This is a genomic window from Haloplanus natans DSM 17983 (assembly GCF_000427685.1).
In the GTDB taxonomy this organism is placed as follows: Archaea; Halobacteriota; Halobacteria; order Halobacteriales; family Haloferacaceae; genus Haloplanus; species Haloplanus natans.
This window is the reverse complement of record NZ_KE386573.1, coordinates 452064-476728: the sequence shown is the minus strand read 5'-3', so window position 1 is coordinate 476728 and position 24665 is coordinate 452064. Positions and strand designations below refer to the sequence as shown.

Here is a 24665-nt window from a genome sequence, read left to right as displayed (position 1 = left end):
GAAACGCCGCGGGAGTGGGTGGCATACCCGTCGAAGGAGGCAGATCGGCAAAACGCTTTGGCCGGACCGAACGTTTAATTCCGGGGCCGCAAAATCGGACACCGATGGTCGAGGCGTTCGCCGTGGCGAGCGGCAAGGGTGGGACGGGGAAGACGACGAGTACGCTCGCGCTTGGCATGGCGCTCGCCGAGGAACACGACGTGACGGTCGTCGACGCCGACACCGGGATGGCTAACCTGCTCTTTCACGCCGGCCTCGACGACGCGGCGGTAACGCTCCACGACCTGTTGGTCGACGGGGCCGACGCCGCCGTCTCCGACGCCGTCTACGACCGCTTCGGGATGAAGGTCGTCCCCTGCGGGACGAGTCTAGCGGCGTTTCGGGCCGCCGACCCCGAACGGCTGCGGGACGTGGTGGCCGAACTCGCCGCCGACACGGACGTGCTCTTGCTGGACTCGCCGGCGGCGCTGGGGTCGAAAAGCGCGGTCCTCCCCGTCGTGCTCGCGGATCGGACGGTGATCGTCCTCCAGCCGACGATACCGGCGCTCTCGGACGGCCTCAAGGTCCAGGAGTACGCCCGATCGTACGGGACGGAGACGGCGGGAACGCTGTTCAACCGCGTCCGTGACGACGAGGGGATCGACCGCATCGCCGAGCAGGCGGACCGCTACTTCGGCGGCGAGACGCTGGGCGTGATCCCGGAGAGCAACAGCGCACGCGCGGCCAGACAGGCGGGCGAACCGTTGCTCGCACACGCCCCGGACGCACCCGCGTCCGAGGCGTTCCGCGAGGCGGCGAGACGACTCGACGTGCGCGACGGGGCGAGCGGGGACGTGGCCGACCGCTTCCGGAGCGCGGTCGTGCCGGACGAAGTATGAGAATCCCACGCGGCGATCTGGTCCGATCACGCGTCGTCGACGACCCCGGGGAGACGCTGTCGACCGCCCTCGATCGGGGGCTGACGGGCTACGCCGTCTTCGAGCCCCAGGACGCCGTTTTGCTCGGCGACGAGACGCGCGGTGTCGTCACCTTCGAGGACGGAGTGCCGGTGCTCGCGTACTGCACAGACACCGACCGGGGCGGCGCCGATGCCCTCGCCGACGTGGCGGGACCGGGACCCTACAGCGCCGAACTGTACGAACTCGACCGGGGGGCGTTGGCGGAGGCTCACGAGGCCGACGACCTACGGGTGTTGCCCGGCCTGCCGGCGGAGCGTCTCTCGGCCGACAGGGGGCTGGTGACGCGCACCCGCGACGCGGCGCCCGACGACCGACTGGGTGCCGACGACACCGACGCCGTCGAGGCGTTTCTGGCCGACGAGTCACAGATCGAAGCCATCCGCGAACAGGCACGCCAAGAGGCCCGCGCCCGCGCCGAGGAGTGGGGACTGACGGACGCGCTCGACGACTGATTGTACCGGTGGTTCGCCGGCCCGTTCTGGCGAACCACCGATGACGACGTACGATAATCAGTATGAGACGGGTCGTTGCGAGCCGGTGCCGGGTTTCCGAACCGATGCGACCGACCGGAGAACAGCGACGACGGACGGTACGAGACGGATCGGTGGCCGTCGGTACCGGTCCTCGGCCACGTTCGCGACGGCCGGTGCCCCGCCGCGACGACCCACACGAGCCCATATTGTCATTCTATCAATACTCCTGTCCAGGTTCCCGGAGGGGCGAAACACACCCATATTTAATATTGGTTGAAATGAATGATGGGGTAGCCACAGTCGCACCAATATGCAAAACTCACATACAGATTCGGATCGTCACGCGACGAACGGCGGGTCCGAAGACGACGTATACGTCGTCAACTACTACGAGACCAGCGATATCGAACTGAGTGTCACCGTCGTGCACGCGGTTCTCGAAGTGACGGGCAAGGAGCCGACGGAGGTGAACCTCAATGCGGTCGTGCAGCCGGATGCGCTGAACCGCATCTTCACCCCCAAACGCGACGGCACGCCCCGCGAAGGCGGAATCCTCGAGTTCGAACTCGCCGGCTGTCGGGTGACCATCCACGGGAGCGGCGAGGTTCGCGTCGATCCGACACCGGAGTAATCGCCGTCACTCGTCGTCGGAGGTGGGCAGATACTGCTGGAGGCGGTCGGCCGACCGGTCGTCGGTGAGGCACACCCGTTCGGCGGTCCGGTCGAACGTCACGAGCCCCGCCTCGGCCAACCGCGGGACGTGGATGGACGCCAAGGCGGTGTACGCCCGGTCACGCTCGGATCGGGTCGGTTCGTCGGTATCGTTCTCCCAACGGGCGAGTCGCACCGCTAGCTGGTCGAGTTCGACCGTCGACCGTTCGAGGAGCAACCGGAGGACGAACCGTCGCCGGCGGTTGCCGAGCAGGTCACGGAGTTCGTCGTCGTCGAATTCGGCCGTTGCCGTGGCGTCGACCACCCGGTCGAACAGGGGCCGGAACGTGTTGAGCGTGCGGTCGGGGGTCGTCGACGGATCGACGCCGACGACCACGTTGGCGTCCAACTGGACGGCGCTCTGTACCAGAAGGTGGAGGAACTGGAACGTCGATTCGGCGTCGTTCGCGTCGATAAACGGCCCGAGAGCGTCGACGTAGACGAGCGTCTCGCGGTCGGTGTCGACCCAGTCGTCGAGATAGAGCGTGACGGCCGTCCCGAGTCGGCGCAGGTCGCCCGGATCGGACATCGACGTAACCGTCAGATTCCCGCCGGGGAGCGGTTTGCGCGACGGCTGGCCGGTCGCACTGGCCGACGCCGACCGCTCGAACTCGGCGTACGTGACCAGCCCGAACGCGTCGGGAAGGGCGCCGGTGCGCCGACGCCACTCCTCGACGACATCCCGCATCGACCGCGCCGCCGAGACGACGAGGAGGTTCGTCGACTCGGGGGGCACGTCGAGAACCTCGGCCGTCTCGCCGCCCAACAGCAGCGTCGCAGTCGGTCGGCTATCGTCGCTACTCTCACTCGGCTCGCCGCTGTTCGCTCCCCCCATGCTGGCTACTACTCACCCGTTGTCACGGCGCCGATATAAAGATACGGTGGACGGTACCGTCGGGTCACGATCGGTCACGGTGGCGATCGAGCGGCGTGCCGTCACGCGGACAGTAGTCGAACCCGGGATCGCGTGTGCTGAATCCACAGGTCGGGCACTCCCGAACCGACTGCGTCTCCCGATTCGATCGCCACAGAAGTGGGAGAAACGGGAGCAGGAGAAACACCAGCACGGTGTCGAAGTAGTACCACGCGGCGACGCTAATCAGGAGGCTCGCGAGGAGTCCGGCGACGGCCGTGGCCGTCCGCGATCCGACCATGTGCGGCGTTGGCACGTCGGTGACAAGTGTGTGGTGGTCGGGGTCCAAGTCGTCGGGCCGGGGGCGGACTAGCCGTCGGCCGGCACCTGCTCGCGGGCGGTGTCGGCGTCGCCCGGCGGTTCGTCGAGCACGTCGATCCGTGAGACCCACTTCACGCGCTCCCAGCAGTCCGCGTCGTCGACGAGGAGGCGAACGGGACCGCCTCGCTCGGTCGGGATCGGGTCGCCACCGAGTGAGACGGCGAGCAGGGCGTCCCGAAGGCGGTCGAGGGTGAACCCACAGGCGAACTCGGGGTCGGCCGAGCGCACCAGCGCGTGCGAGGCGTCGGCGCGGGGGCGCGCCCGGTCGATGACCGTCCCGACGCGGACGCCGCGCCATCGGTCGGGGGCGGTCGTCTCCCCCTCACAGCCGGTCGCCACCTCGACGGACACCGTCTCCAGCGCCGCGAGGTCGCTCGCGCGCACCGTCCGTGGGTTGGCGACGGCGCCGGTGAGCGTCACCGTCCAGCGGGCCGGATCGGGGTCGGCCGGCGGGGTCGAATGGGCCATACACGACAGACGGGCGGCGAACGGTCAAAACCCTTCGCCCGAGCACGTTCGAGGCGAACGTGTTCGGCCCAACCGACTCCCGGGTGGGGACACCCCGTACGGCTATGGACCGACTCGATATCCGCGACCTGCCGCCGAGCCAGCGTCACACGACCATCCACGACGCCTTCGACGAACTCGATGCCGGCGAGGAACTGATCATCGTCAACGACCACGATCCACAACCCCTCTTCTACGAGTTCCGGGCCGAACGCGACGCCTTCGACGAGGACGGGTACGAGGTCGAACGACGCGGCCCCGAAGAGTTCGTGGCAACGCTCCCCAAGAAGTGACGACGTGCCGAAAGATACACCGGTTTCTAATTAGATGTAATTACCACGATGACCGATTCGCGCGTTCGTTCGACGCCAGAGATGCCACGGCGCGTCGACTACCTGCTCGGGGCGATGGGACTCGCGCTGTTCGGGGGCGTCGCGGTGGGCGTCGCCTCGTCCGCACCGATGGAACTGGCGGCCGGGGTCGGCGCTTCGTTCGCGGCCGGTCTGCTCGCCGTCGGCCTGATTCGGTATCCACGGTAGCGTCTCATCCGACCCGTCGCCGCACGACGAGGGCGGCGACGACGGCGAGCGACACGCCCACGGCCAGCATCGGGATTTCGATCGGCCCGACGAACGGAACCGGGAGGGAGACGCTCGCCGAGAGCACGCCGCCCACGTCAGGGGTCGGCACGACAACGCCGACGACCGGAATCCGGAGGCCGCCGTCGCTCGCCGACTCCGCGTCCTCGGTCGCCGGGTCGGCGCCCACTCCGGTCGAGTCCTCGCGTCCCCCCTCCGTACTACCGCCGTCGTCAGACGCGGGCGTCGCGGTCGGTTCGAGCGGAGCGGCGACGGTGACGTTCGTCAGATGTTCGGCGCCGCTGGCGTCGCGGACGCGCACCCTGAGCAGCGTCTCGTCGGTGGCGCCCCCGAGGCGGGTGTCGAAGGCGCCGTTCGGCCCGAGATCGACCGGCCGGATGTCGACGATGCGGCCGGTCACGGGGTCGACCGTCTCGACGCTGACCTCGCGGACCTGGCCGCCGACGACGCGGCCGCCGACGGCGACGGTCCGGGCGTCGACGTAGCCGGTCCGTCCGTCCGCGACGGTGACGTTCGGGGCGAGAAACGTCGAGAGCGAGTAGTTCCACGTCCGCTCGTTGCCGGCGGTGTCGTTCGCGCCGAGGACGACGTAGTCGTCGCCCCGCGGGTGATAGACGGTCGTATCGAGACGAACCGACCGCCGGTCGGCGTCCGGAGCGGTCGATTTCGGGAAGACGAGCGGGTGGCGACCGGGGACCCCGTTCTCCGTGGTCACGGCCTCGTCGGACGTGCTCCCGGACGCCAGCCAGACGGACTGCACCTGCACGCGGTCGGTCACCCGTCCCTCGACGTGTAGGCGGGTCGGCGACACCCACTCCACGTCGGTGACCGTCAGATCCGGCGCCGTCCCGTCGTCGACGGCGACCGTGAACTCGTGGGTGCGGCGGTTCTCGACCGCGTCTTCGGCGGCCACCGTGATCCGATTCGATCCGGGGACGAGGTAGAGCGACTGACGGAAATCGACGCCGGGCGTGGGGAGGAGATACGACCGCCGGCCCTGCCGCTCCGTGCCGTTTGGCAACTCGTAGTCGTAGGTGTGGGTGACCCGGACGGCGTCGACCAACGAGAGGTCGTCGAGACGGCCGTCGACGGAGACGTTGCCCCGGTTTACCGTCAGTTCGGTCGCCGGCGGGCGTCCGGGGTCGTCGCTCGATGCGCCGGGGGCGAACGGCGCCGTGTAGGTCACCGTCGGCGCCGCGTCGTCTTTGATTATCGTCGCCGCGTACGTGGCGACGCCGTTGGCCTCCGCGACGACCGTGAGCCGGTGGGGTCCCGTCTCCAGGTCGAGAAAGACGCTCCGGTCGACGGCGTCGCTCGACGGCTCGAAGCTCCGTCGGGTGGTGCCGTCGATCCGCACCTCGATCAGCGAGACGGGCGCATCGGCCGACACCTGCACCCGGACGAGCGGATCGGTCGGCGTGTGGTACGTGTCGCCGCTGTCGAGCGGTTCGGCGTCGACGCCGACGGTGATCGTCGGCGCGTCGGCCGACTGCGCGGTGACCGGCGGCGCGGCGCCGGCCCACGCGACAAGCACCGCGACGGCGATGGCGACGACAGGGTCGTCCATGAATCGGGGGATGGCAGGGCGACTTATCAGTTATCCGGCCCGATTATCAGCGAGCGTAGCGACGCGGCGGCGCGCCGTGGGTCGGGCCGGCAGACGGTCGGGCTACGACGGCGACGGCCGCGTCGGTCGCGTGCCGAGTTCCAACTCGACCGTCCGCTCGCTCCCGTCGCGCAGAATCGTCAGCGACACCGTATCCCCGGGCCGTGTCTCCAGGGCGAGATAGCTTCCCAGCGCCTCCGTCGTGTCCGTCGGCGTCCCCTCGATAGCGAGCAACACGTCGCCGCCGACGGGGACGCTCTCGCCGTCGACCGTCTCCGCGCCGTCGGACGGTTGCAACACGTCGGCGGCCGGGCCGTTCGGCGCCAGATCGGTCACGAGCAGCCCCCGTGGCTCGTCGAGGCCGTTCGCCTCGGCGACGGTCGGCGTCACCGGTTCGATGGCGACACCCATGAACGAGTGCTCGTACGATCCGGACTCGATCAGTTCGGGGAGCACCCGGCGGGCCAGCGCCGCGGAGATGCCGAAGGCGATGTTGTCGCCGCCGCCGGAGTTGATGACGGCGAGCACCGATCCGCCGAGGTCCATCAGCGGCCCGCCGCTGTTGCCGGGGTTGACCGCCGCGTCCGTCTGGATGGCGTCGGGGATGCTGAACCCCGTCGGTGCCGGGATGGAGCGATCCGTCCCGCTGACGATGCCCGTCGTGACCGAGCCGTCGAGGTCGAACGGGTTGCCGATGGCGACGACTTCCTGGCCGATGGTCGCCGGCGACCCCGAGAGCGGGAGCGGGGTCGCCGCGTCCGGCAGGTCGGCGGCTTCGATCACCGCCAGATCGCTGTTGCGGTCGGTTCCCACCACCTCACCGGTGTACCATCGGCCGTCGCGGGTTCGGAGGTCGACGGTCGTCGCCGAGCCGACGACGTGAGCGTTGGTCACCACGAACGTGTCGTCGTACACCCATCCCGTGCCGCTCCCCTGGTCGGTTCGGACGAGCATCACGGAGTCGATGGCCTCCGTGTAGACGCGGGTGTACGGGCTCGGCCCAGCCGTCGTCGCGTCCGCCGCCGACGTATCCGCCCCGCCGGCAGTCGGCGCCGCCGATCCACAGCCCGCGAGTCCCGCCGTCAGCGCGAGCGCACCGGCGCGAAGCAAGCCCCGTCGGCTTGGTCCCTGATCGGTCATCGACGGAGGTGAGGGTCGCGGCGGGGAATAGGTTGGGGTGGCGTCGAATCGACACGCGAATACTTTTCGGGCGACCGACCGCCCCGAGCGTATGGGCCGATACGTCACCTCGGATCACCATTTCGGCCACGCGAACATCATCGACTACTGCGACCGGCCGTTCAGTAGCGTCGGGGAGATGAACACGGCGCTGCTCGACCGGTACTACGAGACGGTGACCACCGAAGATGTCCTCGTCCATCCCGGCGACGTGGCGATGGACATGCAGGACGGGCGGGAGACGGTCGAGTATTACCGAGGCTACCGCGGGCCGATCGTCGTCGAACTCGATCCGCCGTATCGGATGGCAGCCGTCGTCGGCGAGACGGTCGACTACCTGCGCGAACGGCGCTGAGTCACGGCATCGCCGTCTCATAGGGATTATCGTAACTGTCCATAGATTCTCGCCGGACCGTCCCGACAGGATCTCTGATGACTTCCGATAACCCCTATCACAGTGAGTATCCTAAGTCGCCGCCGATGGTTCGCCGGCCCGTTCTGGCGAACCACCGATACACAGTTACGATAAACAGTATCAGACCCCCTCGACCAGCCGCCGCAACTGTGCCGGCGGCACTGCACCTCGTGCCGCGTGGCCGTCGTACGCGAACGTCGGAACGCCGGTGACGCCATCGCGCCGCGCCGTGTCGAACAGGTCGTCGATTCGGGCGTGCAGCGCCTCGTCGTCGAGGGCCGCGTCGACGACACCCGGATCGAGCCCCGCCGCCTCGGCACAGTCGGCGAGGACTTCGGGGTCCCCGATGTCGTCGCCCTCGACCCACAGCGCCTCGAAGACCGCCTCGTCGAACGCCAGCCACGTGGCGTACGGCTCCGTCTCGTTCACGTACAGGGAGATCACCTGCGCCGGCCGCGAGTCCACGTCCGTCGCGATCTCCTGTGCCATCTCGGCGTCGTACCGATCGCGGAGGCGGCGGACGTTCTCGCGGGCCTGTGCGTAGTAGTTCTCGTCTTTTCCGTCGTCGACCGAGTGGTCGATGTCGCCGTCCGGACCCCGTTTCCCCGCCCGGAGGTCGAACGGGTGCCAGTCGATTTCCAACGGCTCGTCGCGTTCGCCCTGATATCGGTCGAGGGCCTGGCGCCCGAGATAACAGAACGGGCAGACGTAGTCGGAGTAGACGGTGAGTCGCTCGCCGGCTTGGACTTCGCTCATGACGGGTGTAGTACCGCGCCGGGCTAAAAGAGTCCGACTCGGCCGTGGCGTGTGAGCGCACGACCGCGCCGGTCGTCACTCCACGACGACGACGCCTTTCATTCCGAGGGTGCGGTGGGGCGTGCAGACGTACTCGTACGTCCCCGCCTCGGCGAACGTGTGCTCGAAGGTGTATCCTTCCTCCGAGGACAGGTCGCTCTCGAAGCCACCACCCTCCGCGGCGACGTTGTGCTGGGCGCCCTCGCCGGTCCACTCCCAGACGACGGTCGTCCCGGTCGACACCCGGATGGCCGGCGGGTCGAACGCGAACGCGCCGCCGTTGCCCTGCGCGCCGACGGCGACGGTCACCGCTCCGCTCCCCGTCTCGTCGGCGACGCCGTCGTAGTTGCCGACGTTCTCCATCCAGCCGTCGAAACTGGCGGTGCCGCCGCCACCACTGCCGCCGTTTCCGTCGTCCCTTTCCGTCTCCGTGGCCGTGCCACCGTCGCTCCGGCTCTCACTGCCGTCGTTCTCGCCGCCGCTGTCACCACTACAACCGGCGAGTGCCGTGAGAGCCAGTGTGCTCGTCGACAGGACGACCGACCGACGTGTGATTTCGTTCGATTCGAACATCTTCCCACACCGATCTTCGGACCGGCCCGAAAGGAGCGTTCGTTCGAACGTGTTCGGGTCGGTCGCCGGATGCCGGAAACGCGTCCACGTCATAGTTGTAACTGTGTGCCGGTGGGTCGTCGACCCGTTCTGGCGACCCACAGGTGACGACCTCCGATGATCGGTATCAGTCGTAGGTCCCGCCGTCGTCGTCGAGGAGACCCATATCCTCGACGACGAGATCGGCGAGGCTCTCGACGATGGCCGGGTCGATTTCGGCGACATCCTCCCCGTCGTGGACGTTCTCGTTGTGCCGGTCGACCGCGTCGGCCACGTCCGCCAAGGGGACCCGCGTCGTCGTGTCACAGGCCGTACAGACGATCGGGACGGTGGGCTCGTCGTCGCTGGTCATTGGTGTGCAACGCACACACCACCGTATAAAAGGCTCGGTGGTCGGTCAGTCGTCGGCCTCCCCCCGTGCCCGCTCGAACATGGCCAGCGCCTGCTCCCGTCGCTCGGCGTGGTCGACGATCGGTGCGGGGTACTCCGGCGCCGTCCGTCGCCGCTGGGTCGGCGAGAGTTCGTGCCAGTCGTGGATCAGGTCGGGCGCTACGTCACTGAGTTCGGGGACGTACCGCTTGATGTAGGTCGCGTCGGGGTCGTGGCGCTCCCCCTGTGTCATCGGGTTGAAGATGCGGAAGTAAGGCTGGGCGTCGGTGCCCGTCGACGCCGCCCACTGCCAGCCGCCGTTGTCGTTCGCGGGGTTGTGGTCGACGAGTTTCCGCCGGAACCAGTCGTACCCCTCGCGCCAGTCGAGCAGGAGGTCCTTCGTGAGAAAGGAGGCGACGATCATCCGCACGCGGTTGTGCATGTACGCCTCCGCGCGCAACTGGCGCATGCCCGCGTCGACGATGGGGTAGCCCGTCTCGCCGTCCCGCCACGCCTGCAGGGCCTCGGGGTCGTCGCGCCACTCGATCGGGTTCTCGTAGTCGCGGTAGTTCTCCGTCACCACCTCGGGGTTGAAATAGAGGACGTGGTGGTAGAACTCCCGCCACGCGAGTTCGCCGCGGAACGTTTCGACTGCCTCGCGGGCTTCGTCGTCGGGTGCCGTCTCGCGGGCACGCACCACCCGGTCGTGGAGCGTCCGCACCCCGACCGTGCCGTGAGTCAGATGCGCCGAGAGGCGAGAGGTGGCGTCGGCCGCCGGGTCGTCGCGGGCGTCACCGTAGTCGTAGATCGGTCCGGAGCAGAAGTCGTTGAGGCGGTGCCGGGCCGCCGTGTAGCCGCCGGGCGGAATCTCCGCCTCCGGCCGGTCGAAGCCAAGGTCCTCGAGTGTCGGGATGGAGGTGTCCGACCGCGGCGTGGCGAGGCGGTCGGCGCCCGGCGCCTGAACCGACCCCCGCTTCTCGCGGTCCTTCCACTTCTTCCAGAAGTAGCTGTAGACGGAGTAGGGGTCGCCCTGATTCGTCGTGATCGACCCCGGTTCGTGGTGGAGGTGGTCGTGGACGACGTGGGTGTCGACGCCCATCCCGTCGAGGCACTCGCGAACCCGGTCGTCGCGCCGGCGGCCGAGTCCGGAGTACGCCTGCGCCCACGAGACGCTGTCGGCGTCGGACGCTTCGGCGAGACGGGCGAGTTCGTCTGGCGCGCGGCCGCGGACGACGACCAAGTCGCTCTCGCGCTGGCGGTACCAGTCACGGAGCGCGGCGAGGCTGTCGATGACGAACGCCACCCGCGGCGGCGCGGCGTGGGAGAGAATCCGGGGATCGAAGGCGTACACCGGGAGGATCGGGTCGTCGTCGGGGGCCACGAGGGCCAGATTGTCCGACGGCCGGAGGTCCGTCCGGTGCCAGTGGAGGCGCATACGGGGCGGTAGGAACGGGGCGATATAAATGCTCGATCCGCCCTATCGACGGGCGTCGACTTCGCGGGCCATCGCCCGACAGTGCTCGGCGGCGACGACCGGGTCGGCGTCGAGGGTCGACAGCGCCCGGTCACAGCCGTGAAGCAAGCGCGACCGGAACTCGCCTTCGGGAAGCTTGTTCGTCGCCACCGTCTCGGCGCTCGTGAGTATCTGCCGGGCGGTGTCGGCTCGCGACGCTCCGTCCGACGCCGCGTCGCCGTCGAGCGCCCGCGCCCCCGCCTCGAACAACTGTTCGAGGACGTCCATCACGTCGCCGGAGAACTCGCCGTGCACGTCGTGCCGTACGGCGTGGCGTCTCAAGACGCCGTCGGTCGGCTCAAAAGTCGTCGAGTCGGCGCTGTCCCGGCGCGTCCGTCTCGCTATCGTCGGCCGTCTTTCGACCGTGTCGCCGAGACAGGCTGGCTCGGCGACGAATCTCCGGATCGGACAGCGCCTCGCGGGCGCGGTCGGCGAGTCGCGCGAAGCGCCGCCTGGCCGCCTCGCGCCGCGCTTCGAACTCGACGACCGGGTGTGGGTAGTCCTCGCCGATCCGGACGCCCGAGGACGCCTGAACCGCGAGCGGCGTCCGCTCCGGGCGGTCGAGGTGTTCGGTCGGCAGGTCCCGAAGTTCGGGCACGTACCGGCGTACGAACTCGCCGTCGGGGTCGTGCTCCCGAACCTGCTTTCGCGGGTCGTAGATCCGCACCGGATGGACGCCGGTGAGGTTGGACTGTGACTGCCACTGCGTGTAGTTGATGGCTGCATCGCCGTCGATCAGGTGGCGGTAGAAGTGGTCGGCGCCGGGCTTCCACCAGCACTGGAGGACGTAGGTGAAAAAGGAGGCACACATGGCTCGCATCCGGAAGTTCAGCCACCCCGTCTCGCGGAGGGCGCGCATGCTCGCGTCGACCAGCGGGAACCCCGTCTCGCCGGCTTTCCACGCCGCCACCAGATCGGGGTCGTGGCTGTCGCGAAAGAGGCCCCGAAAGACGGGGTTGACCGCGCGCTCGGTCCAGCCCGGCCAGTCGACCAGTTTCTGGCTGTAGTGGCGGTTCCAGTAACACCGTTTCGCGAACAGACGTATCCCCCGCGGGTCCGTCCCCTCGCGGTCGACGTACCGTTTCGCGCTCCGGACCGAGAGACAGCCGAACTGGAAATACGGCGAGAGGTGACTCGTCCGCTCCTCGGCCGCCGCGGGGTCGGCGATACCGCCGGGGTAGCGATCCAGTCGGTCGGCGAACGCGCGTAGGCGCTCCCACGCCGCGTCGCGCCCGCCGGTCGGTACCGCTCGCTTGGTCGGGGAGACGCCGTAGCGCCGCTCCACGTCGTCGACCGTCGGCCCGTCGGCGAGGGGGTTCGGGGGAAGCGCATCCGGCGCGGGGATGGGTTCGGACTCGAAGTACGATTCGGCCCCCGCCTGCCAGTCGTACTCGTCGCGCCCGCGGTCGGTCCGGTCGAGGCCGTCGACGGCGAACGTCGTCACGTCGTCGCGGCCGAACAGCGCCGCGTCCCGCTCCCGGCCGTAGCGGGCAGTGACGCTCCGGTTGACGTAGATCCGGTCGACCGGCAGGGCGTCGAGGACCGCCGCCGGGTCGCCGTGGCGGAAAACGAGGCCGCTCCCCAGCGACGCGTAGCGGTCGTCGAGCGCCGTCAGCGACTCGTGGAGGAAGCGCAGACGGGCGTCGGCGGCCATCCCGCTCCGGTAGAAGGTCGGATCGACGACGAAGACGGGTGCGGGGTGACCGTCCGCGGCGGCCGCGTCGAGGGCGGCGTTGTCCCGGAGGCGGAGGTCGTCGCGGTGCCAGACGGCAATCGTCGGCGAGTCGACCATCGGCGTCGCTCGGGGCGGAATCGACAAAACCGCGTCGGTGGGTGCGTGACGGGGCACTCATCCATCGGCGAAAAAGCGCCCGTGGAACCCGAAGGGGACGGCGTGGGGAAGCGGCGCCCGCGCCAGCAACGACAGCGTCTCGGCGTCGAAGACGAGGAGGACGGACCGCTCGGCGCCGGTGTCGAGGGCGGGCGCGAGGACGACGCCGTCGTCCTCGGCGTCGGCGCCCGGCCGCCCGACCATCCGTGGCTCCTCGACGTACACCCCCTGTCCCCACCATTCGGTCGCCGTCCCCCGATCGAGGTCGACTTTCACGAGGCCGTTCGCGCCCCGCCGGTCCGTCGCCTGCGCGTAGGCGTAGCGGTACGGGCGCGTGCGGACCGCCCGCGGTACCGTCGGGAGTTCGAGGCCGCCGTCGTAGCGGCGGGTCCGCGTCACGTCGGGGTCGGCCGCCGTCGGATCGAACCGGAAGCGGTCGAGTCTCCCCTCCGGCGCCGCCGCGAACGCGTCCTCGGCCAGCGTCTCGAAGGAGAGCGCGTCGACGATGCTCGCGTCCTCGAAGGCGACGAGGTCCATCACGAGTCGGTCGTCGCGCTGGAACGCGTTGACGTGGTGGAAGGTGAAAAAGGGGGCAACGGTCGGGTCGGCGACGAGGGTCCCGGACTCACGGTCGACGACGATCAGTCGTGTCCCCCGGTCGTCGTCGTAGCGAAGCATATCGAGGAGGCCGTCGCCCCAGGGCACGAGCGCCCGCCACACGTCGATGCGGAGCGGCGTCTCGACGAGGACGACGTAGTCGCGGGTGAGCGCGCAGTCGTGGACGTAGCCCGGCCCCTCGGCACGAACCGAGCCGATCCGCCGTCGCGCCGCCGTCTCGGGGTCGACGGCGTAGACGTGATAGCGGTGCGGGCGCCCGAACTCGAGGCCGAACCCGACCGTCTCGCCGGTCCGGGGGTCGACGGACGTATGCGCCGTCGTCAGGTGGAGGGTGAGGTCGTCGGTCCAGCGGAACTCGCCGCGGGTCGCGAGCGTGTCGGGGTCGAACGCGACCCAGCGGGGCGCCTCGGTCTGGGCGACGGAGTGGTCGCCGAAGCGGGCGACGTGGACGTTGGCGTTGTCGGTCGATTCGGGCGGGCCGAGCGCCCGGAGCCACCGGAGGACCTCGCGGAGCGGCCCTGGGCCACCGGCGAACTCGCTCGTTCGCTCGCCGCGGGTCGCCGCCTCGTACGCCTCGGTCCGGAGAAAGCGGTTCGTATAGCGCACCGCGCCGTCGGCAAAGCCGTAGCGACGGAGCATCGCGAGGCCGTCGAACCAGTGGGTCGCCCGCTCGCCGCCGACCTCGAACCGGCCGGGGCCGTTGCGGAGCAGGCGACCCGAGAGCCAGTCGGGGATGGCCCCCTCGACGGGGAGCGGGTGGTCGTCGAACTCGCGCTCGACCGACCGGAACCCCAGTTCGTACGCGTTCGGCTTCGGCACGGCGGCCGTTGGGCGGCGGGGCGTATGAATCCTCGATTCGGCCCGTCACCCTTAGGCCGACCGCGCCCCGTGTGCCGGTATGATGGCGGAGTCCGTGTCCGTCGGCGGCGTCGACGTGCCCGCGGTCGGTCTGGGGACGTGGCGTCTCCGCGGCGACGACTGTCGGCGGGCGGTCGAGACGGCGCTCGGCCTGGGGTATCGACACGTCGACACCGCACAGGCCTACGGCAACGAACGGCAGGTTGGCGCGGCCATCGAATCGAGCGCGGTCGAGCGCGACGACCTCTTTCTCACGACGAAACTCGACGGGAGCGCCCGACGCCACGACGCGGTGGGTCGGTCGGTCCGGAAGAGCCTCGACCGCCTCGGGACCGACTACCTCGACTGTCTGCTCATCCACTGGCCGAACGACAAGCCGCCGTTCTCACCGGTGCGACTGCCCGGCGGGCCGCCGCTCGCGGAGACGCTCGACGCGATGAACGAACTGGTCGAGGCGGGGTTGGTCCGCAATATCGGCGTCTCGAATTTCGACGTTCGCCTGCTGGACGCAGCCCGGCGGCTGTCGGACGCACCCATCTTCACGAACCAAGTGCAGTTCCATCCGTACTGGGACCAGCGCCGCCTGCTCTCGTACTGCCGGCGCAACGACGTGCTCCTGACGGCGTACAGCCCCCTGTGTCACGGGGGTGTCCTCGACGACGACATGCTGGGTCGGATCGGCCGGCGCTACGACAAGACGCCCGCGCAGGTGGCGATTCGCTGGGCGATCCAGCACGAGGGGGTCTGTGCCATCCCGAAGGCGACGAGTCGGGGCCACCTCGCCGCGAACATCGACGTGTTCGACTTCGAACTCACCGAGGCGGAGATGGAGCGGATTCGGCGGCCGTCGAAACTCCGGACGCTCGCCGGCTTCGCGCGGTCGCGCCTCCCGTTCGACGTATGAGGACCGACGCCTACACCGGACACACGTCGAATCGGATGTCGATCCGCGCCTCGTGTACGTCGGTGACGACGCCGTCGATGGGGGCGTGGTGGGCGTTGCTGATGCCGTCGCCGGGCGCCGCGACCTGCTCCCGGCGCCGAACGCGGTCGCCGGGTGACACCAGCGGTTCGCCCGGCGAAACGGGGCCGATCGACGGGTTGGAGACGAGGGGGACGCCGACCCCGTCCGGATCGAGCGTCGTCGGCGTCGTCTCGTGGTCGTCGCCGGCCCAGTCACACGCGTCGAGCACGTCGATCCGACCGCCGCCGTAAGTGTTGGCCGCGACCGTCTCCGCGTCGAGTACCATGAGGGCGTTCGTCCGCTTCGACACCCGGAACTCGGCGGGCGTGCCGTCGGTTCGGAACGACCACCCCGGACCGCCGTGCAGGAGCACCTCGGCGTCCGAGAGCGATCCGAGGGGTCGGCCGGCCGCGTCGAGGAGGTCGGCGGCGGGCGTGCCGATCGGCACGTCGAGAAACCGGTGTCGGGGGACGTTGCCGGCGACGTGGACGAGCGTGCGCGTCGTCGGCTCCCCCCGGTCGAGCGCCCGATAGACGTTTCGGAGCGTCTCGGTGTTCTGGACGATCCAGCCGCGGTCCATCGGGAGGTCGTCGCCCCCGACGACCGTCCCCGTCACGACGTTCAGGAGGACGCTCTCCATGCCGTACTTGTACCGATCCTCGGTGTAGGCGAACACGACGCCGGACTCGTCGTCGGCGTCGACCGGGAGGTCATCGGGCAGATAGACCGTCGCGTCCGTCACCGCCTCCAGCGGCCGCGTCCAGTCGCGATCCTTCAGCTTCGGCGCCACGACGACCGTCTCGACCGCCGAATCGAGCAACGCCTCGAACAGGGCGGCGAAGGCGCCCGCGCGCTCCCGCCCCAGCCATCGATCCATGTAGTAGATCGGTTCGCTCTCCTGGTGGTTGACGAGCAAGTGATCGACATCGTCGAGACGCCGCCACTTCGCGTGTGTCGGGAAGCCGGCCCCGCCAGCGCCCGCAACGCCAGCGTCCCGAATCGTCGTGGCGAACTCCGGAGTCGACAGCCGACCGAGTTGTGCGAGTGACATGGGCCACTACCGTGTGTTATGTTACCAAGCTACTATATCAGATTGTCGATTTGTAGTTCGTCGTTCGACGAATGGCCACATCGATCGCCGCCGGCGTCCGGGGGGACCGAACGGTTATGTCCGCCGCCACCTCAGCGATCCCATGGGAGTGACTGACATCTTCGTCGCGGACGCCGGATCGGAGCCGATGCGGTCGGTCGACCGCGTCCGGGCCGTCGAGGGCGGCCTCCGCGGCGACCGGTACTGCGAGGGACGGGGGCACTACACGCCCTTCGACGTCTGCGAAGTGACGCTGATCGCGAGCGAGGATATCGCGCACATCGACGACGAACTCGGCCTCTCGCTCGCGGCCGGCCAGCACCGCCGCAACCTCGTCACCGAGGGCGTCGACCTCCACGACTTGCTCGATCACCGCTTCCGAGTCGGCGAGGCGACGTTGAACGGCACCCGCCCGCGCCCGCCGTGTGCCCACGTCGAGGAACTCGCCGAGCAGCAGGGGGTCGCCCGCGCCCTCGGCGACGGTCGGGGCGGCATCTGTGCGGCCGTGACCACCCCTGGCGACGTGGCGGTGGGCGACGAAGTGGTGGATCTGGGGTCGACCGACCGGACCGACGAAATCGTGGCGCGGCTGCGATCGGAGGATTAACAGACCGGCGCCGGATCGACGCCCATCCCGCGGAGCCGATCGGCGTACTCGTCGTACGCGACGGTAATCGCCTCGACCGCGGCGTCGACGGCGCGGTCCCAGTCGTCCCCGTCCGCACAGCAGTCGTCGAGGAGGGCCGCCCCGTCGTCGACGAGGGCGTCCGTCTCCGATCGGAACCCGCGGATCGTGTCCGCGGCCGACTCCTCGGCCTCGTTGACGAAGAAGTTGATCACCTGAAGGAGCGAACGCGAACTCACTAGGGGACGGGCGACCAGTCCCGCGGCGACGCGTTCCGGCGTCCCCTCCAGATCACGGAGGTGGGCGTGCAGGGCGTCCGGGTCGGCGTCGACGGCGTCGGGGTCGTCCAGTAGCGCCGCCACGCGGTCGGCGTGGTCGCGTTCCAGGGCCGCCACCCGCTCGAACGCCGCACGGGCGTCGGCGTCGTCCTCGTCGTCGGCCCACGCCACGAACGTCGCCGCGGCGCGGCGTTCGGCGGCGAGCGTCGCCGCCAGCACCCGCTCGCGGTCGAGTCGCGCCTCGGTCGTCGCCACGAGCGCCTTCTCCGAGCCGAGGCGGTCGAGTTCCGTCGCCGTTCGATTCCGAACCGTCTCGACGAGCGTGTCGCCGTCCATACGTCGTCTTGGATCGGGGCGGTCGTTATACTGCCGGCCGTAGCCGTCCCTGTGCGACCCTACCCTTAACGCCGACGCGAGCGTAGCGATCGTATGGCGACCGACACCGACACCGGGAGCGTCACTCCGGCCGCCCTCCGGCGCCGCCTCGCCGACGGTGACCCGCTGACACTCCTCGACGTGCGCGACCGGACCGAGGTGGAGCGCTGGCGGATCGAGGCGCCGTCCACCGTCCACGTTCCCTACGTGAAGTTCGTCGCGGCGGGCGTCACCGGCGACGTGGCCGACCTCCTGCCCGACGACGTGGCGGAACCCGTGATCGTCGTCTGCCCCCGCGGCGAAGCGAGCGCCGAGGTGGCCGCTCAACTCGTCGACGCCGGGGTCGACGCCCGGAACCTCGCCGGCGGGATGGAGGCGTGGGCGCGGCTGTACGACCGGGTCGAGATCGGGACGGTCGACGGCGCCACCGTCTTCCAGTACCGCCGCCCCGCGAGCGGCTGTCTCGGCTACGCCGTCGTGTCCGACGGGGAGATGGCGGTGATCGACCCGTTACGGGCGTTCGCCGACCGCTACCGCGAGGACGCCGCCGAGTCCGGCGCGACGCTCACCGACGCGATCGATACGCACGTCCACGCCGACCACGTGAGCGGCGTGCGGGCGCTCGCGGAGTCGGGCGCGACGCCGATCCTTCCGGCGGCGGCGGTGACCGACCGCGGCGTGGCCGACGGGGACGACTTCGAGACGATAGCCGACGGCGACGGACTCGCGGTCGGAACGGCGACGCTCTCGGCCGTTGCACTCCCCGGTCACACGACGGAGATGACGGGCATTCAAGTGAACGGGACGCTCCTCACGGGCGACAGCCTCTTTCTCGACGGCGTTGCCCGTCCCGATCTGCAAGAAGACGCCGACCCCGCCGCGCAGGCGCGGACGCTGTACGCGACGCTGACCGAGGGACTGCGCGAGTTCCCCGACGACACCCTGATCGCGCCGGGACACACCGACGCGGGCGTCGAGACGGGTCCCGAGGTGGCCCGCCTCGGTGACCTCCGAGAGCGACTGCCGGTCTTCGGGATGGACGACACGGCGTTCGTCGACCGCGTGACCCGCGTGGGCGCCGAACCGGCCAACGCCGACCGTATCGTCGCCATCAACTGCGGGCGAGAGGCCGTCGACGACGACGCGGCGTTCGAACTGGAGTTGGGGCCGAACAACTGCGCGGCGGGTGGGTGAACCGATCCGCCGAGGCGTCTTTCGACCCTTCTGTGGGCCGCACCCTTTATGATCGGTCCCCGACACCCACGCCCATGTACGACGTTGCGGTGATTCCGGGCGACGGGATCGGGAACGAAGTGGTGGAGGCGGTCGAACCTCTGCTGGTCGACGTGGCCGACGCCTACGGCGTCGACGTGGGGACGACGTGGTTCGACTGGGGGAGCCAGCGCTACCTCGACGAGGGGGCGCTCATGCCCGACGACGGCCTGGACCGGCTGGAGGGGTTCGACGCCATCCTCCTCGGCGCCGTTGGCCACCCCGAGGTGCCGGACCACGTCACCCTGCGCGGCCTCCGACTCCCGATCACCAAAGGGTTCCAGCAACACGTCTGTAAGCGCCCCGCGTACCTCTTCGAGGGGGTCGAAAGCCCCCTGCGAGGGTACGAGGGCGGCGATATCGACTTCGTGGTCTATCGGCAGAACACGGAAGGCGAGTACGCCGACGTGGGCGGGCGCGAACACCAGGGCTTCGACAACGAACTGGCAGTCCAGGCGTCGGTGTTCACCCGCGAGGGGACCGAGAAGCTCCTGCGCCCGGCGTTCGAGGCGGCGACCGAGCGCTCGGGCCACCTGACGAACGTCACCAAGTCGAACGCGCAGGCCCACGGCATGGTGTTCTGGGACGACATGGTCGCGGAAGTGAGCGAGGAGTACCCCGACGTGGAGGTGGAACGCCTCCTCGTCGACGCCGCGAGCATGGACATGGTTCGCCGGCCGGACGAGTTCGACGTGCTGGTGGCGTCGAACCTCTTCGGGGACATTCTCACCGACATCGGCGGCGGCATCATGGGGAGTCTCGGCCTCGCTCCCTCGACGAACATCGACCCGGACGGCACCTACCCGTCGATGTTCGAACCCGTCCACGGCAGCGCCTTCGATATCATGGGCGAGGGCGTCGCCAACCCCCTCGCGACCGTACTCTCGGGGTCGCTCATGTTCGAACACCTCGGCGAAGACGCCGCCGCCGAGGCGCTGTGGGACGGCGTCGCGGCACAGTTGGCCGACGCCGGCGCGCCCCGAACGGCCGATATCGGCGGGGCGGCGGCGACGGTAGCCGTGACCGACGACCTGCGCGACCGCCTCGTCTAATAGATGACGGCGGCGACGATGCCCGCCGTCTGGCCGACGCCGACGAGGGCGAGGCCGGCGAGCGTCGCCATCGATCCGTTCGGGCCGACGACGTAGGCGACGGCGCCGAGTGCCGAGACTGCGCCGCCGGCGTAGTAGGCGCGGGCGGGGCGTGCGCCGCGCCGGCCGGTGTCCCACAGCCCCGCGGCGGGGAGAAGCATCCACCCGACGGCGGCGACCCACAGCAACGGCGTCGACGACAACACGAGGCCGACGGCGCCGGCGACGGTGAAGGCGAATCCGGCGACGATGATCCGCCGCCAGACGAGCAGTGCGCCGGCGCGCATGTCGGTCCACGAGAGGACGGCAAAGGCGAGGAGAAGCGTCGCCATCACGACGTGGGCGACGAGGAGCGTCCGGCGGGCGACGAACCCGAAGTGGGCGGCGGCGACGAACGACCAGGCGAGGGGGACGAGGACGACGGGGCCGTTTTCGCGAAGCCGGCGGAGCATGACGGCGAATGGGCGGCGGCAGTGAAAAAGTCCCGTGAGCCAAGGGTGATGGCAGGGTCGCCCCGGCAACGAAGCCGGCCGAATATAAATGTCGAGGGAGCGAAGCCCGCGTATGGCGTTGCGCACCCGCCGGACCGTCTACTATCTCGCGCTGGTCGTGGCGACGACCCTGCTGTTCACGCTCGTCTACAACGTCGGCATGGCGGTCTGGGAGGGCCGGCCACAGCCCCTGTATCGGTCGCTCGAAATCGTGATCCAGAGTTTCACCACCACCGGCTACGGCCAGGACGCGCCGTGGCGGACGCCCCAGATGAACCTGCTGGCGATCACGATGCAACTCACCGGCATCGGCCTCATCCTCACCGCCGTCGACGTGTTCGCGGTGCCGTGGCTCCGCGACGCGCTCACGCCGAGTGCGCCGGAGTCGGCCGACGACCTGCGAAATCACGTCATCATCTGCGAGCACACCCCGCGGACGGAGGCGTTCGTCACGGAACTCGACGCCCGGGGGCGGGCGTACGTCCTCGTCGAGGCGGACGAGGAGCGGGCGGGACGCCTCCACGAGGACGGCTATCGCGTCGTCCACGGCGACCCCGAGTCGACGGACACGCTCCGGGCGGCGGGCATCGAGTCGGCGCGGGCCGTCGTCGCCGACGCCGCCGACGACACGAACGCGAGCATCGTGCTCTCGGCGCGGGACGCCCGGCCGGACGTACGCGTGATCACGCTGGTCGAGGACGCGTCGCTCGCCCGCTACCACCGGGCCGCGGGGGCTGACGAGGTGCTCTCGCCCCGACAGCTCCTGGGATCGAGTCTGGCGCGCCAGGTCCCGACGACGGTGACGACGGACGTGGTGTCCTGCGTCGGGGGTGCGGACGGGTCGGCGATCCCCCTGCCGAACGGCAACGACTTCGAACTCGTCGAACTCACCGTGGCCGAAAACAGCGCCCTTCACGGGACGACGTTCGGCGAGGCGCACCTGCGCGAGCGGTTCGGCGTGAACGTGATCGGGGCGTGGTTCGACGGGGACTTCCAGACGCCGATCGGGATGGGCGAACGGCTAGCGGCGCGGACGCGCCTCCTCGTCGCCGGCGAGTCGGCTCAGGTCGAGGCGTTACAGGAGGCGACGGCCTCGACCGTCCGTCAGTTCGGCCCACAGCGAATCGTCATCGCGGGGTTCGGCGACTCCGGGCGCGCGGCGGCCGACGCTCTCGCCGACTCGCGCGCCGAGGTGACCGTCCTCGACGCCGAGGCGGATGCCGACGCCGACGTGGTCGGGGACGCCCGCGACCCCGAGACGCTCGCCGCCGCGGGCATCGCGGACGCGTCGGCGCTGATCGTCACCGTCGCCGACGACACGACGGCCATCTTCGTGACGCTCATCGCCCGCGAGGTGAACCCGGACCTCTACATCGTCGTCCGGGCGAACGAGGAGGTCGACGTCCAGAAGCTGTACCGCGCCGGCGGCGACTACGTGCAGTCGCTGGCGACGGTCAGCGGTCGGATGCTCGCCTCCACCGTCTTCGAGGACGAGGAGGTGCTCGCGTACGACAAGCAGATCAACGTCGTCCGCCTCCCGGCGGGGTCGCTGGTCGGAAGCACCATCGTCAACGAGGGGGTGCGGACCGAAACCGGCTGTACCGTCGTCGCCGCCGTCAGGGACGACGAGACGATCACCGACTTCGATCCCGAGGGGTTCACCTTCGAGGCGGGCGACGAGGTGATCATCGCCGGCACCGACGAAGCCACCACCGAGTTCGAGCGGACGTTCGGAGTCTGAGCGGGGCGACCGCGCAGTCGGGGGAGATGATTTAAGTCACGAAAGCCTCGAAAGGGAGGCATGTCGAGGCGGCGGCACGTACTGTACGTCGACGGCGGTGGGGACGAAACGCCGCCGACCCACCTCGAGACGGCCGACTTCGAGGTCCACACGACGGCGACGGTAGCGGGCGCGCTCGATCGGCTAGCGACGGCGTCGGTCGACTGCGTCGTCGCGTCGCCGCCACTGGCCGACGGGGACGGACTCGACCTCCTGGGGCGCGTGCGGGCGACCCACCCGCGCCTGCCCGTCGTCTTCCATCCGGCGGACGGGTCGGAGGCGCTCGCGAGCGAGGCGATCGGCGCCGGCGCTACCGATTACGTGCCGCGGTCGGGCGAGAACGGGGATCGGCTGGTCGAGGCCGTCACGAACGCCATCGCCGCGGAGCCGACCCGTCCGGCCGAACGGGTCGTCCACCTCGTCAGGACGATCCAGTCGGCGCTCGTCCGGGCGCGGACGGCCGGCGAAATCGACGACGTGGTGTGTGAGGCCATCGTCGACACCGAGCCCTACGCCTTCGCCTGGATCGGCGAGTACGACGAGACCGACGGACAGGTGACACCTCGGGCGTCCGCCGGGTTCGAAGCGGGCTATCTCGAAACGATCGACGTGGCGGCCGACGGCAGTCGGGTGAGTCGAGGACCGACGGGCCGGTCGATCGACAGCCACGCCGTCGAGGTGGTCCAGGACATCCCGGACGCGCCGGCGTACGAGCCGTGGCGGGCGGAGGCCCTCGAACGGTCGTATCGCTCCAGCGCCGCGATACCGCTCGTTCACGACGACACGCTCTACGGCGTGTTGAACGTCTACGCCGACCGAACGGGGGTGTTCGACGCACCGGAACGGGAGTTGCTGGCCGACCTCGGTCAGACCATCGGGCACGCGCACCACCGCGTCCGGATACAGGAACTGTACGAGTCGCAGTATCGACAACTGTTCGAGGAGGCACCGGTGATGGTCGCGCTGACGCGCGATACGGACGACGGCCCGGTCATCGAGGACTGCAACCGACAGTTCGCGGCCAAGCTGGGCGCGTCCCGCGAGGACCTTCGCGAGCGACCGCTGACGGACGTCTACACCGAGGAAGCGGCGCGGGAACTCCTCGACGGGGATGGCTACCGGCGGGCACTGGCCGGCGAGTTCGTCACGACCGAGCGGGCGCTCCGCACACTGGAGGGCGACCGACTGGAGACGCTGTTGCAGGCGACGCCGCGGCGGAACGCGGCGGGCGACATCGTGGGGACGAACGCACTCTACGTCGATCTGACGGAGCGCAAGCGGGCGCGGAAAGTGCTCGACCAGGTCGAGGCGATGGAGGCGTCCATCGACGGCATCGGCATCCTCGACGAGGACGGCGAGTTCGTCTACGCCAACCAGGCACACGCGGACATCTACGGCTACGACGACCCGGACGCGTTCGTCGGCAACACGTGGCGGATGCTCTACGGCGACGACGAGCGCGCCCGGTTCGAGTCCGAAGTCGTGCCGGCTATCGAGAGAGGAGAGGAGTGGCGGGGGGAGGCGCGGGGCCGCTGTGCCGACGGGAGTGCCTTCCCGCAGGACCTCTCGCTCACCCCGATCTCCGACGGCGGCTACATCTGTGTCGTGCGCGATATCACCGAACGCAAACAGTACGAACGGCGGCTGGAAGGACAGCGCGACAACCTCGAAATCCTCAATCAGGTGGTGCGCCACGACATCCGCAACGACCTGCAGGTCGTCGTCGGTTACGCCACGATCCTCCGCGAGTTCGTCGACGGTGAGGGGCGTGACTACGTCGAACGCGTGGTGTCGAGTGGCCGCGACGCCGTCGAGACCACCAAGACGGCCGGCGAGGTTGCCAAGGTGATGCTCAGCGCCACGGCGGAGACGAAGCCGGTCGGGCTCAGACACGCCGTCACCAACCGGATCGACGAAGTCGACGCCGCGTACACGGACGCAATCCTGACGACCGAGGGGACGATTCCCGACGTGTCGGTCCCCGCCGACGACATGCTGGGTTCGGTGTTCAAGAACCTCCTCACGAACGCCGTCGTCCACAACGACGGCCCGGTCCGGGAGGTGACCGTCTCGGCGGCCGTCGCCGACGACACCGTAGCCGTTCGGATCGCCGACAACGGCCCCGGCATCCCCGACGACCGCAAAGACGCCATCTTCGAGGACGGCGAGAAAGGCCTCGACAGCGAGGGGACCGGCCTCGGGCTCTATCTCGTCGAGACGCTGGTCGACCGCTACGGCGGCGACGTTCGGATCGAGGACAACGAGCCCGAGGGGTCGGTGTTCGTCGTGGAACTCCCCGTCGTCGACCGATCGGACGAGCGGTAACACCGGTGCAACCAGGCGACACTCGTGTCATGAAAAATATATATTCGTCGCGCCCCTCGGGTCGAGCGTGGACGATTCATCTATCGACACCGAGA

27 protein-coding genes are annotated in these 24665 nt (G+C 69.5%); 12 read left to right on the top strand and 15 right to left on the bottom strand.

The window, feature by feature from the left end:
* The first annotated feature begins 104 nt into the window (after positions 1-104).
* From HALNA_RS04845 to HALNA_RS04835, 3 genes are all read left to right on the top strand, one after another.
* Positions 105-878, top strand: coding sequence for a nucleotide-binding protein (locus HALNA_RS04845; RefSeq protein WP_049935258.1), 774 nt, complete (start codon positions 105-107; stop codon positions 876-878).
* The gene (locus tag HALNA_RS04840; protein WP_049935257.1) at positions 875-1411 is read left to right on the top strand and encodes a hypothetical protein; all 537 of its coding nucleotides are present in this window, start codon (positions 875-877) and stop codon (positions 1409-1411) included. The genes HALNA_RS04845 and HALNA_RS04840 overlap by 4 nt, the downstream gene beginning before the upstream one ends.
* Before the next feature lie 331 nt (positions 1412-1742).
* On the top strand, positions 1743-2063 hold the full coding sequence (locus HALNA_RS04835) for a HalOD1 output domain-containing protein (RefSeq protein WP_049935255.1): 321 nt from the start codon (positions 1743-1745) through the stop codon (positions 2061-2063).
* A 6-nt stretch (positions 2064-2069) separates the two neighbouring features.
* On the opposite strand, the gene HALNA_RS04830 is transcribed toward HALNA_RS04835, so the two are convergent.
* The 3 genes from HALNA_RS04830 to HALNA_RS04820 form a co-directional block, all read right to left on the bottom strand.
* Positions 2070-2978 (bottom strand): DUF7504 family protein, encoded by a 909-nt coding sequence (locus tag HALNA_RS04830; RefSeq protein WP_049935254.1) that lies wholly within the window; start codon positions 2976-2978, stop codon positions 2070-2072.
* Between the two features lie 64 nt (positions 2979-3042).
* Positions 3043-3297: a zinc ribbon domain-containing protein gene (locus HALNA_RS04825; RefSeq protein WP_049935253.1), complete on the bottom strand. Its 255-nt coding sequence runs from the start codon at positions 3295-3297 to the stop codon at positions 3043-3045.
* Positions 3298-3365: 68 nt separating this feature from the next.
* A complete protein-coding gene (locus HALNA_RS04820; protein ID WP_049935252.1) occupies positions 3366-3845 on the bottom strand; it encodes a molybdopterin-dependent oxidoreductase in 480 nt (159 codons plus the stop codon).
* 104 nt (positions 3846-3949) lie between these two features.
* Here HALNA_RS04820 and HALNA_RS04815 point away from each other — a divergent pair, with 104 nt between their 5' ends.
* Positions 3950-4177, top strand: coding sequence for a DUF2249 domain-containing protein (locus HALNA_RS04815; RefSeq protein WP_049935251.1), 228 nt, complete (start codon positions 3950-3952; stop codon positions 4175-4177).
* 81 nt (positions 4178-4258) lie between these two features.
* A complete protein-coding gene (locus tag HALNA_RS04810; RefSeq protein WP_245575996.1) occupies positions 4259-4423 on the top strand; it encodes a hypothetical protein in 165 nt (54 codons plus the stop codon).
* A 4-nt stretch (positions 4424-4427) separates the two neighbouring features.
* On the opposite strand, the gene HALNA_RS04805 is transcribed toward HALNA_RS04810, so the two are convergent.
* Positions 4428-6050, bottom strand: a complete 1623-nt coding sequence (locus tag HALNA_RS04805) for a hypothetical protein (RefSeq protein ID WP_049935249.1) — start codon at positions 6048-6050, stop codon at positions 4428-4430.
* A 102-nt stretch (positions 6051-6152) separates the two neighbouring features.
* Positions 6153-7229 (bottom strand): S1C family serine protease, encoded by a 1077-nt coding sequence (locus HALNA_RS04800; RefSeq protein WP_049935248.1) that lies wholly within the window; start codon positions 7227-7229, stop codon positions 6153-6155.
* A gap of 91 nt (positions 7230-7320) precedes the next feature.
* Between HALNA_RS04800 and HALNA_RS04795 the strand changes: the two genes are divergently transcribed.
* A complete protein-coding gene (locus HALNA_RS04795) occupies positions 7321-7623 on the top strand; it encodes a metallophosphoesterase family protein (RefSeq protein ID WP_049935247.1) in 303 nt (100 codons plus the stop codon).
* 180 nt (positions 7624-7803) lie between these two features.
* Here HALNA_RS04795 and HALNA_RS04790 read toward each other — a convergent pair whose 3' ends face one another.
* From HALNA_RS04790 to HALNA_RS04760, 7 genes are all read right to left on the bottom strand, one after another.
* On the bottom strand, positions 7804-8439 hold the full coding sequence (locus HALNA_RS04790) for a DsbA family oxidoreductase (protein WP_049935246.1): 636 nt from the start codon (positions 8437-8439) through the stop codon (positions 7804-7806).
* Positions 8440-8514: 75 nt separating this feature from the next.
* Complete coding sequence (locus HALNA_RS04785; protein ID WP_049937966.1) at positions 8515-9051, bottom strand: halocyanin domain-containing protein; 537 nt, start codon at positions 9049-9051, stop codon at positions 8515-8517.
* 166 nt (positions 9052-9217) lie between these two features.
* Entirely contained in the window at positions 9218-9442 is a 225-nt protein-coding gene (locus HALNA_RS04780; protein ID WP_049935245.1) for a hypothetical protein, read from the bottom strand.
* Positions 9443-9487: 45 nt separating this feature from the next.
* On the bottom strand, positions 9488-10894 hold the full coding sequence (locus HALNA_RS04775) for a cryptochrome/photolyase family protein (protein WP_049935244.1): 1407 nt from the start codon (positions 10892-10894) through the stop codon (positions 9488-9490).
* A 42-nt stretch (positions 10895-10936) separates the two neighbouring features.
* The gene (locus HALNA_RS04770) at positions 10937-11227 is read right to left on the bottom strand and encodes a hypothetical protein (protein ID WP_211225992.1); all 291 of its coding nucleotides are present in this window, start codon (positions 11225-11227) and stop codon (positions 10937-10939) included.
* Positions 11228-11270: 43 nt separating this feature from the next.
* On the bottom strand, positions 11271-12764 hold the full coding sequence (locus tag HALNA_RS04765; protein WP_049935243.1) for an FAD-binding domain-containing protein: 1494 nt from the start codon (positions 12762-12764) through the stop codon (positions 11271-11273).
* 57 nt (positions 12765-12821) lie between these two features.
* On the bottom strand, positions 12822-14240 hold the full coding sequence (locus HALNA_RS04760; protein ID WP_049935242.1) for a carotenoid oxygenase family protein: 1419 nt from the start codon (positions 14238-14240) through the stop codon (positions 12822-12824).
* Between the two features lie 79 nt (positions 14241-14319).
* Here HALNA_RS04760 and HALNA_RS04755 point away from each other — a divergent pair, with 79 nt between their 5' ends.
* The gene (locus HALNA_RS04755; protein WP_084509903.1) at positions 14320-15183 is read left to right on the top strand and encodes an aldo/keto reductase; all 864 of its coding nucleotides are present in this window, start codon (positions 14320-14322) and stop codon (positions 15181-15183) included.
* A gap of 10 nt (positions 15184-15193) precedes the next feature.
* Here HALNA_RS04755 and HALNA_RS04750 read toward each other — a convergent pair whose 3' ends face one another.
* Entirely contained in the window at positions 15194-16294 is a 1101-nt protein-coding gene (locus HALNA_RS04750) for an NADH dehydrogenase (RefSeq protein WP_049935241.1), read from the bottom strand.
* Positions 16295-16436: 142 nt separating this feature from the next.
* On the opposite strand from HALNA_RS04750, the gene HALNA_RS04745 reads away from it, so the two are divergent.
* A complete protein-coding gene (locus HALNA_RS04745) occupies positions 16437-16940 on the top strand; it encodes an MOSC domain-containing protein (protein ID WP_049935240.1) in 504 nt (167 codons plus the stop codon).
* Here HALNA_RS04745 and HALNA_RS04740 read toward each other — a convergent pair.
* A complete protein-coding gene (locus tag HALNA_RS04740) occupies positions 16937-17572 on the bottom strand; it encodes a hypothetical protein (protein ID WP_049935239.1) in 636 nt (211 codons plus the stop codon). The two genes, HALNA_RS04745 and HALNA_RS04740, sit on opposite strands and share 4 nt — an antisense overlap.
* Before the next feature lie 93 nt (positions 17573-17665).
* Between HALNA_RS04740 and HALNA_RS04735 the strand changes: the two genes are divergently transcribed.
* Both HALNA_RS04735 and HALNA_RS04730 read left to right on the top strand, forming a co-directional pair.
* The gene (locus HALNA_RS04735) at positions 17666-18805 is read left to right on the top strand and encodes an MBL fold metallo-hydrolase (protein WP_049935238.1); all 1140 of its coding nucleotides are present in this window, start codon (positions 17666-17668) and stop codon (positions 18803-18805) included.
* 74 nt (positions 18806-18879) lie between these two features.
* Positions 18880-19935, top strand: coding sequence for an isocitrate/isopropylmalate dehydrogenase family protein (locus HALNA_RS04730; RefSeq protein WP_049935237.1), 1056 nt, complete (start codon positions 18880-18882; stop codon positions 19933-19935).
* On the opposite strand, the gene HALNA_RS04725 is transcribed toward HALNA_RS04730, so the two are convergent.
* Positions 19932-20426 (bottom strand): hypothetical protein, encoded by a 495-nt coding sequence (locus HALNA_RS04725; protein WP_049935236.1) that lies wholly within the window; start codon positions 20424-20426, stop codon positions 19932-19934. The two genes, HALNA_RS04730 and HALNA_RS04725, sit on opposite strands and share 4 nt — an antisense overlap.
* 112 nt (positions 20427-20538) lie before the next feature.
* On the opposite strand from HALNA_RS04725, the gene HALNA_RS04720 reads away from it, so the two are divergent.
* The gene (locus tag HALNA_RS04720; protein WP_049935235.1) at positions 20539-22206 is read left to right on the top strand and encodes a potassium channel family protein; all 1668 of its coding nucleotides are present in this window, start codon (positions 20539-20541) and stop codon (positions 22204-22206) included.
* Between the two features lie 60 nt (positions 22207-22266).
* Positions 22267-24570 (top strand): PAS domain S-box protein, encoded by a 2304-nt coding sequence (locus HALNA_RS04715; protein WP_049935234.1) that lies wholly within the window; start codon positions 22267-22269, stop codon positions 24568-24570.
* Positions 24571-24665 lie beyond the last annotated feature (95 nt).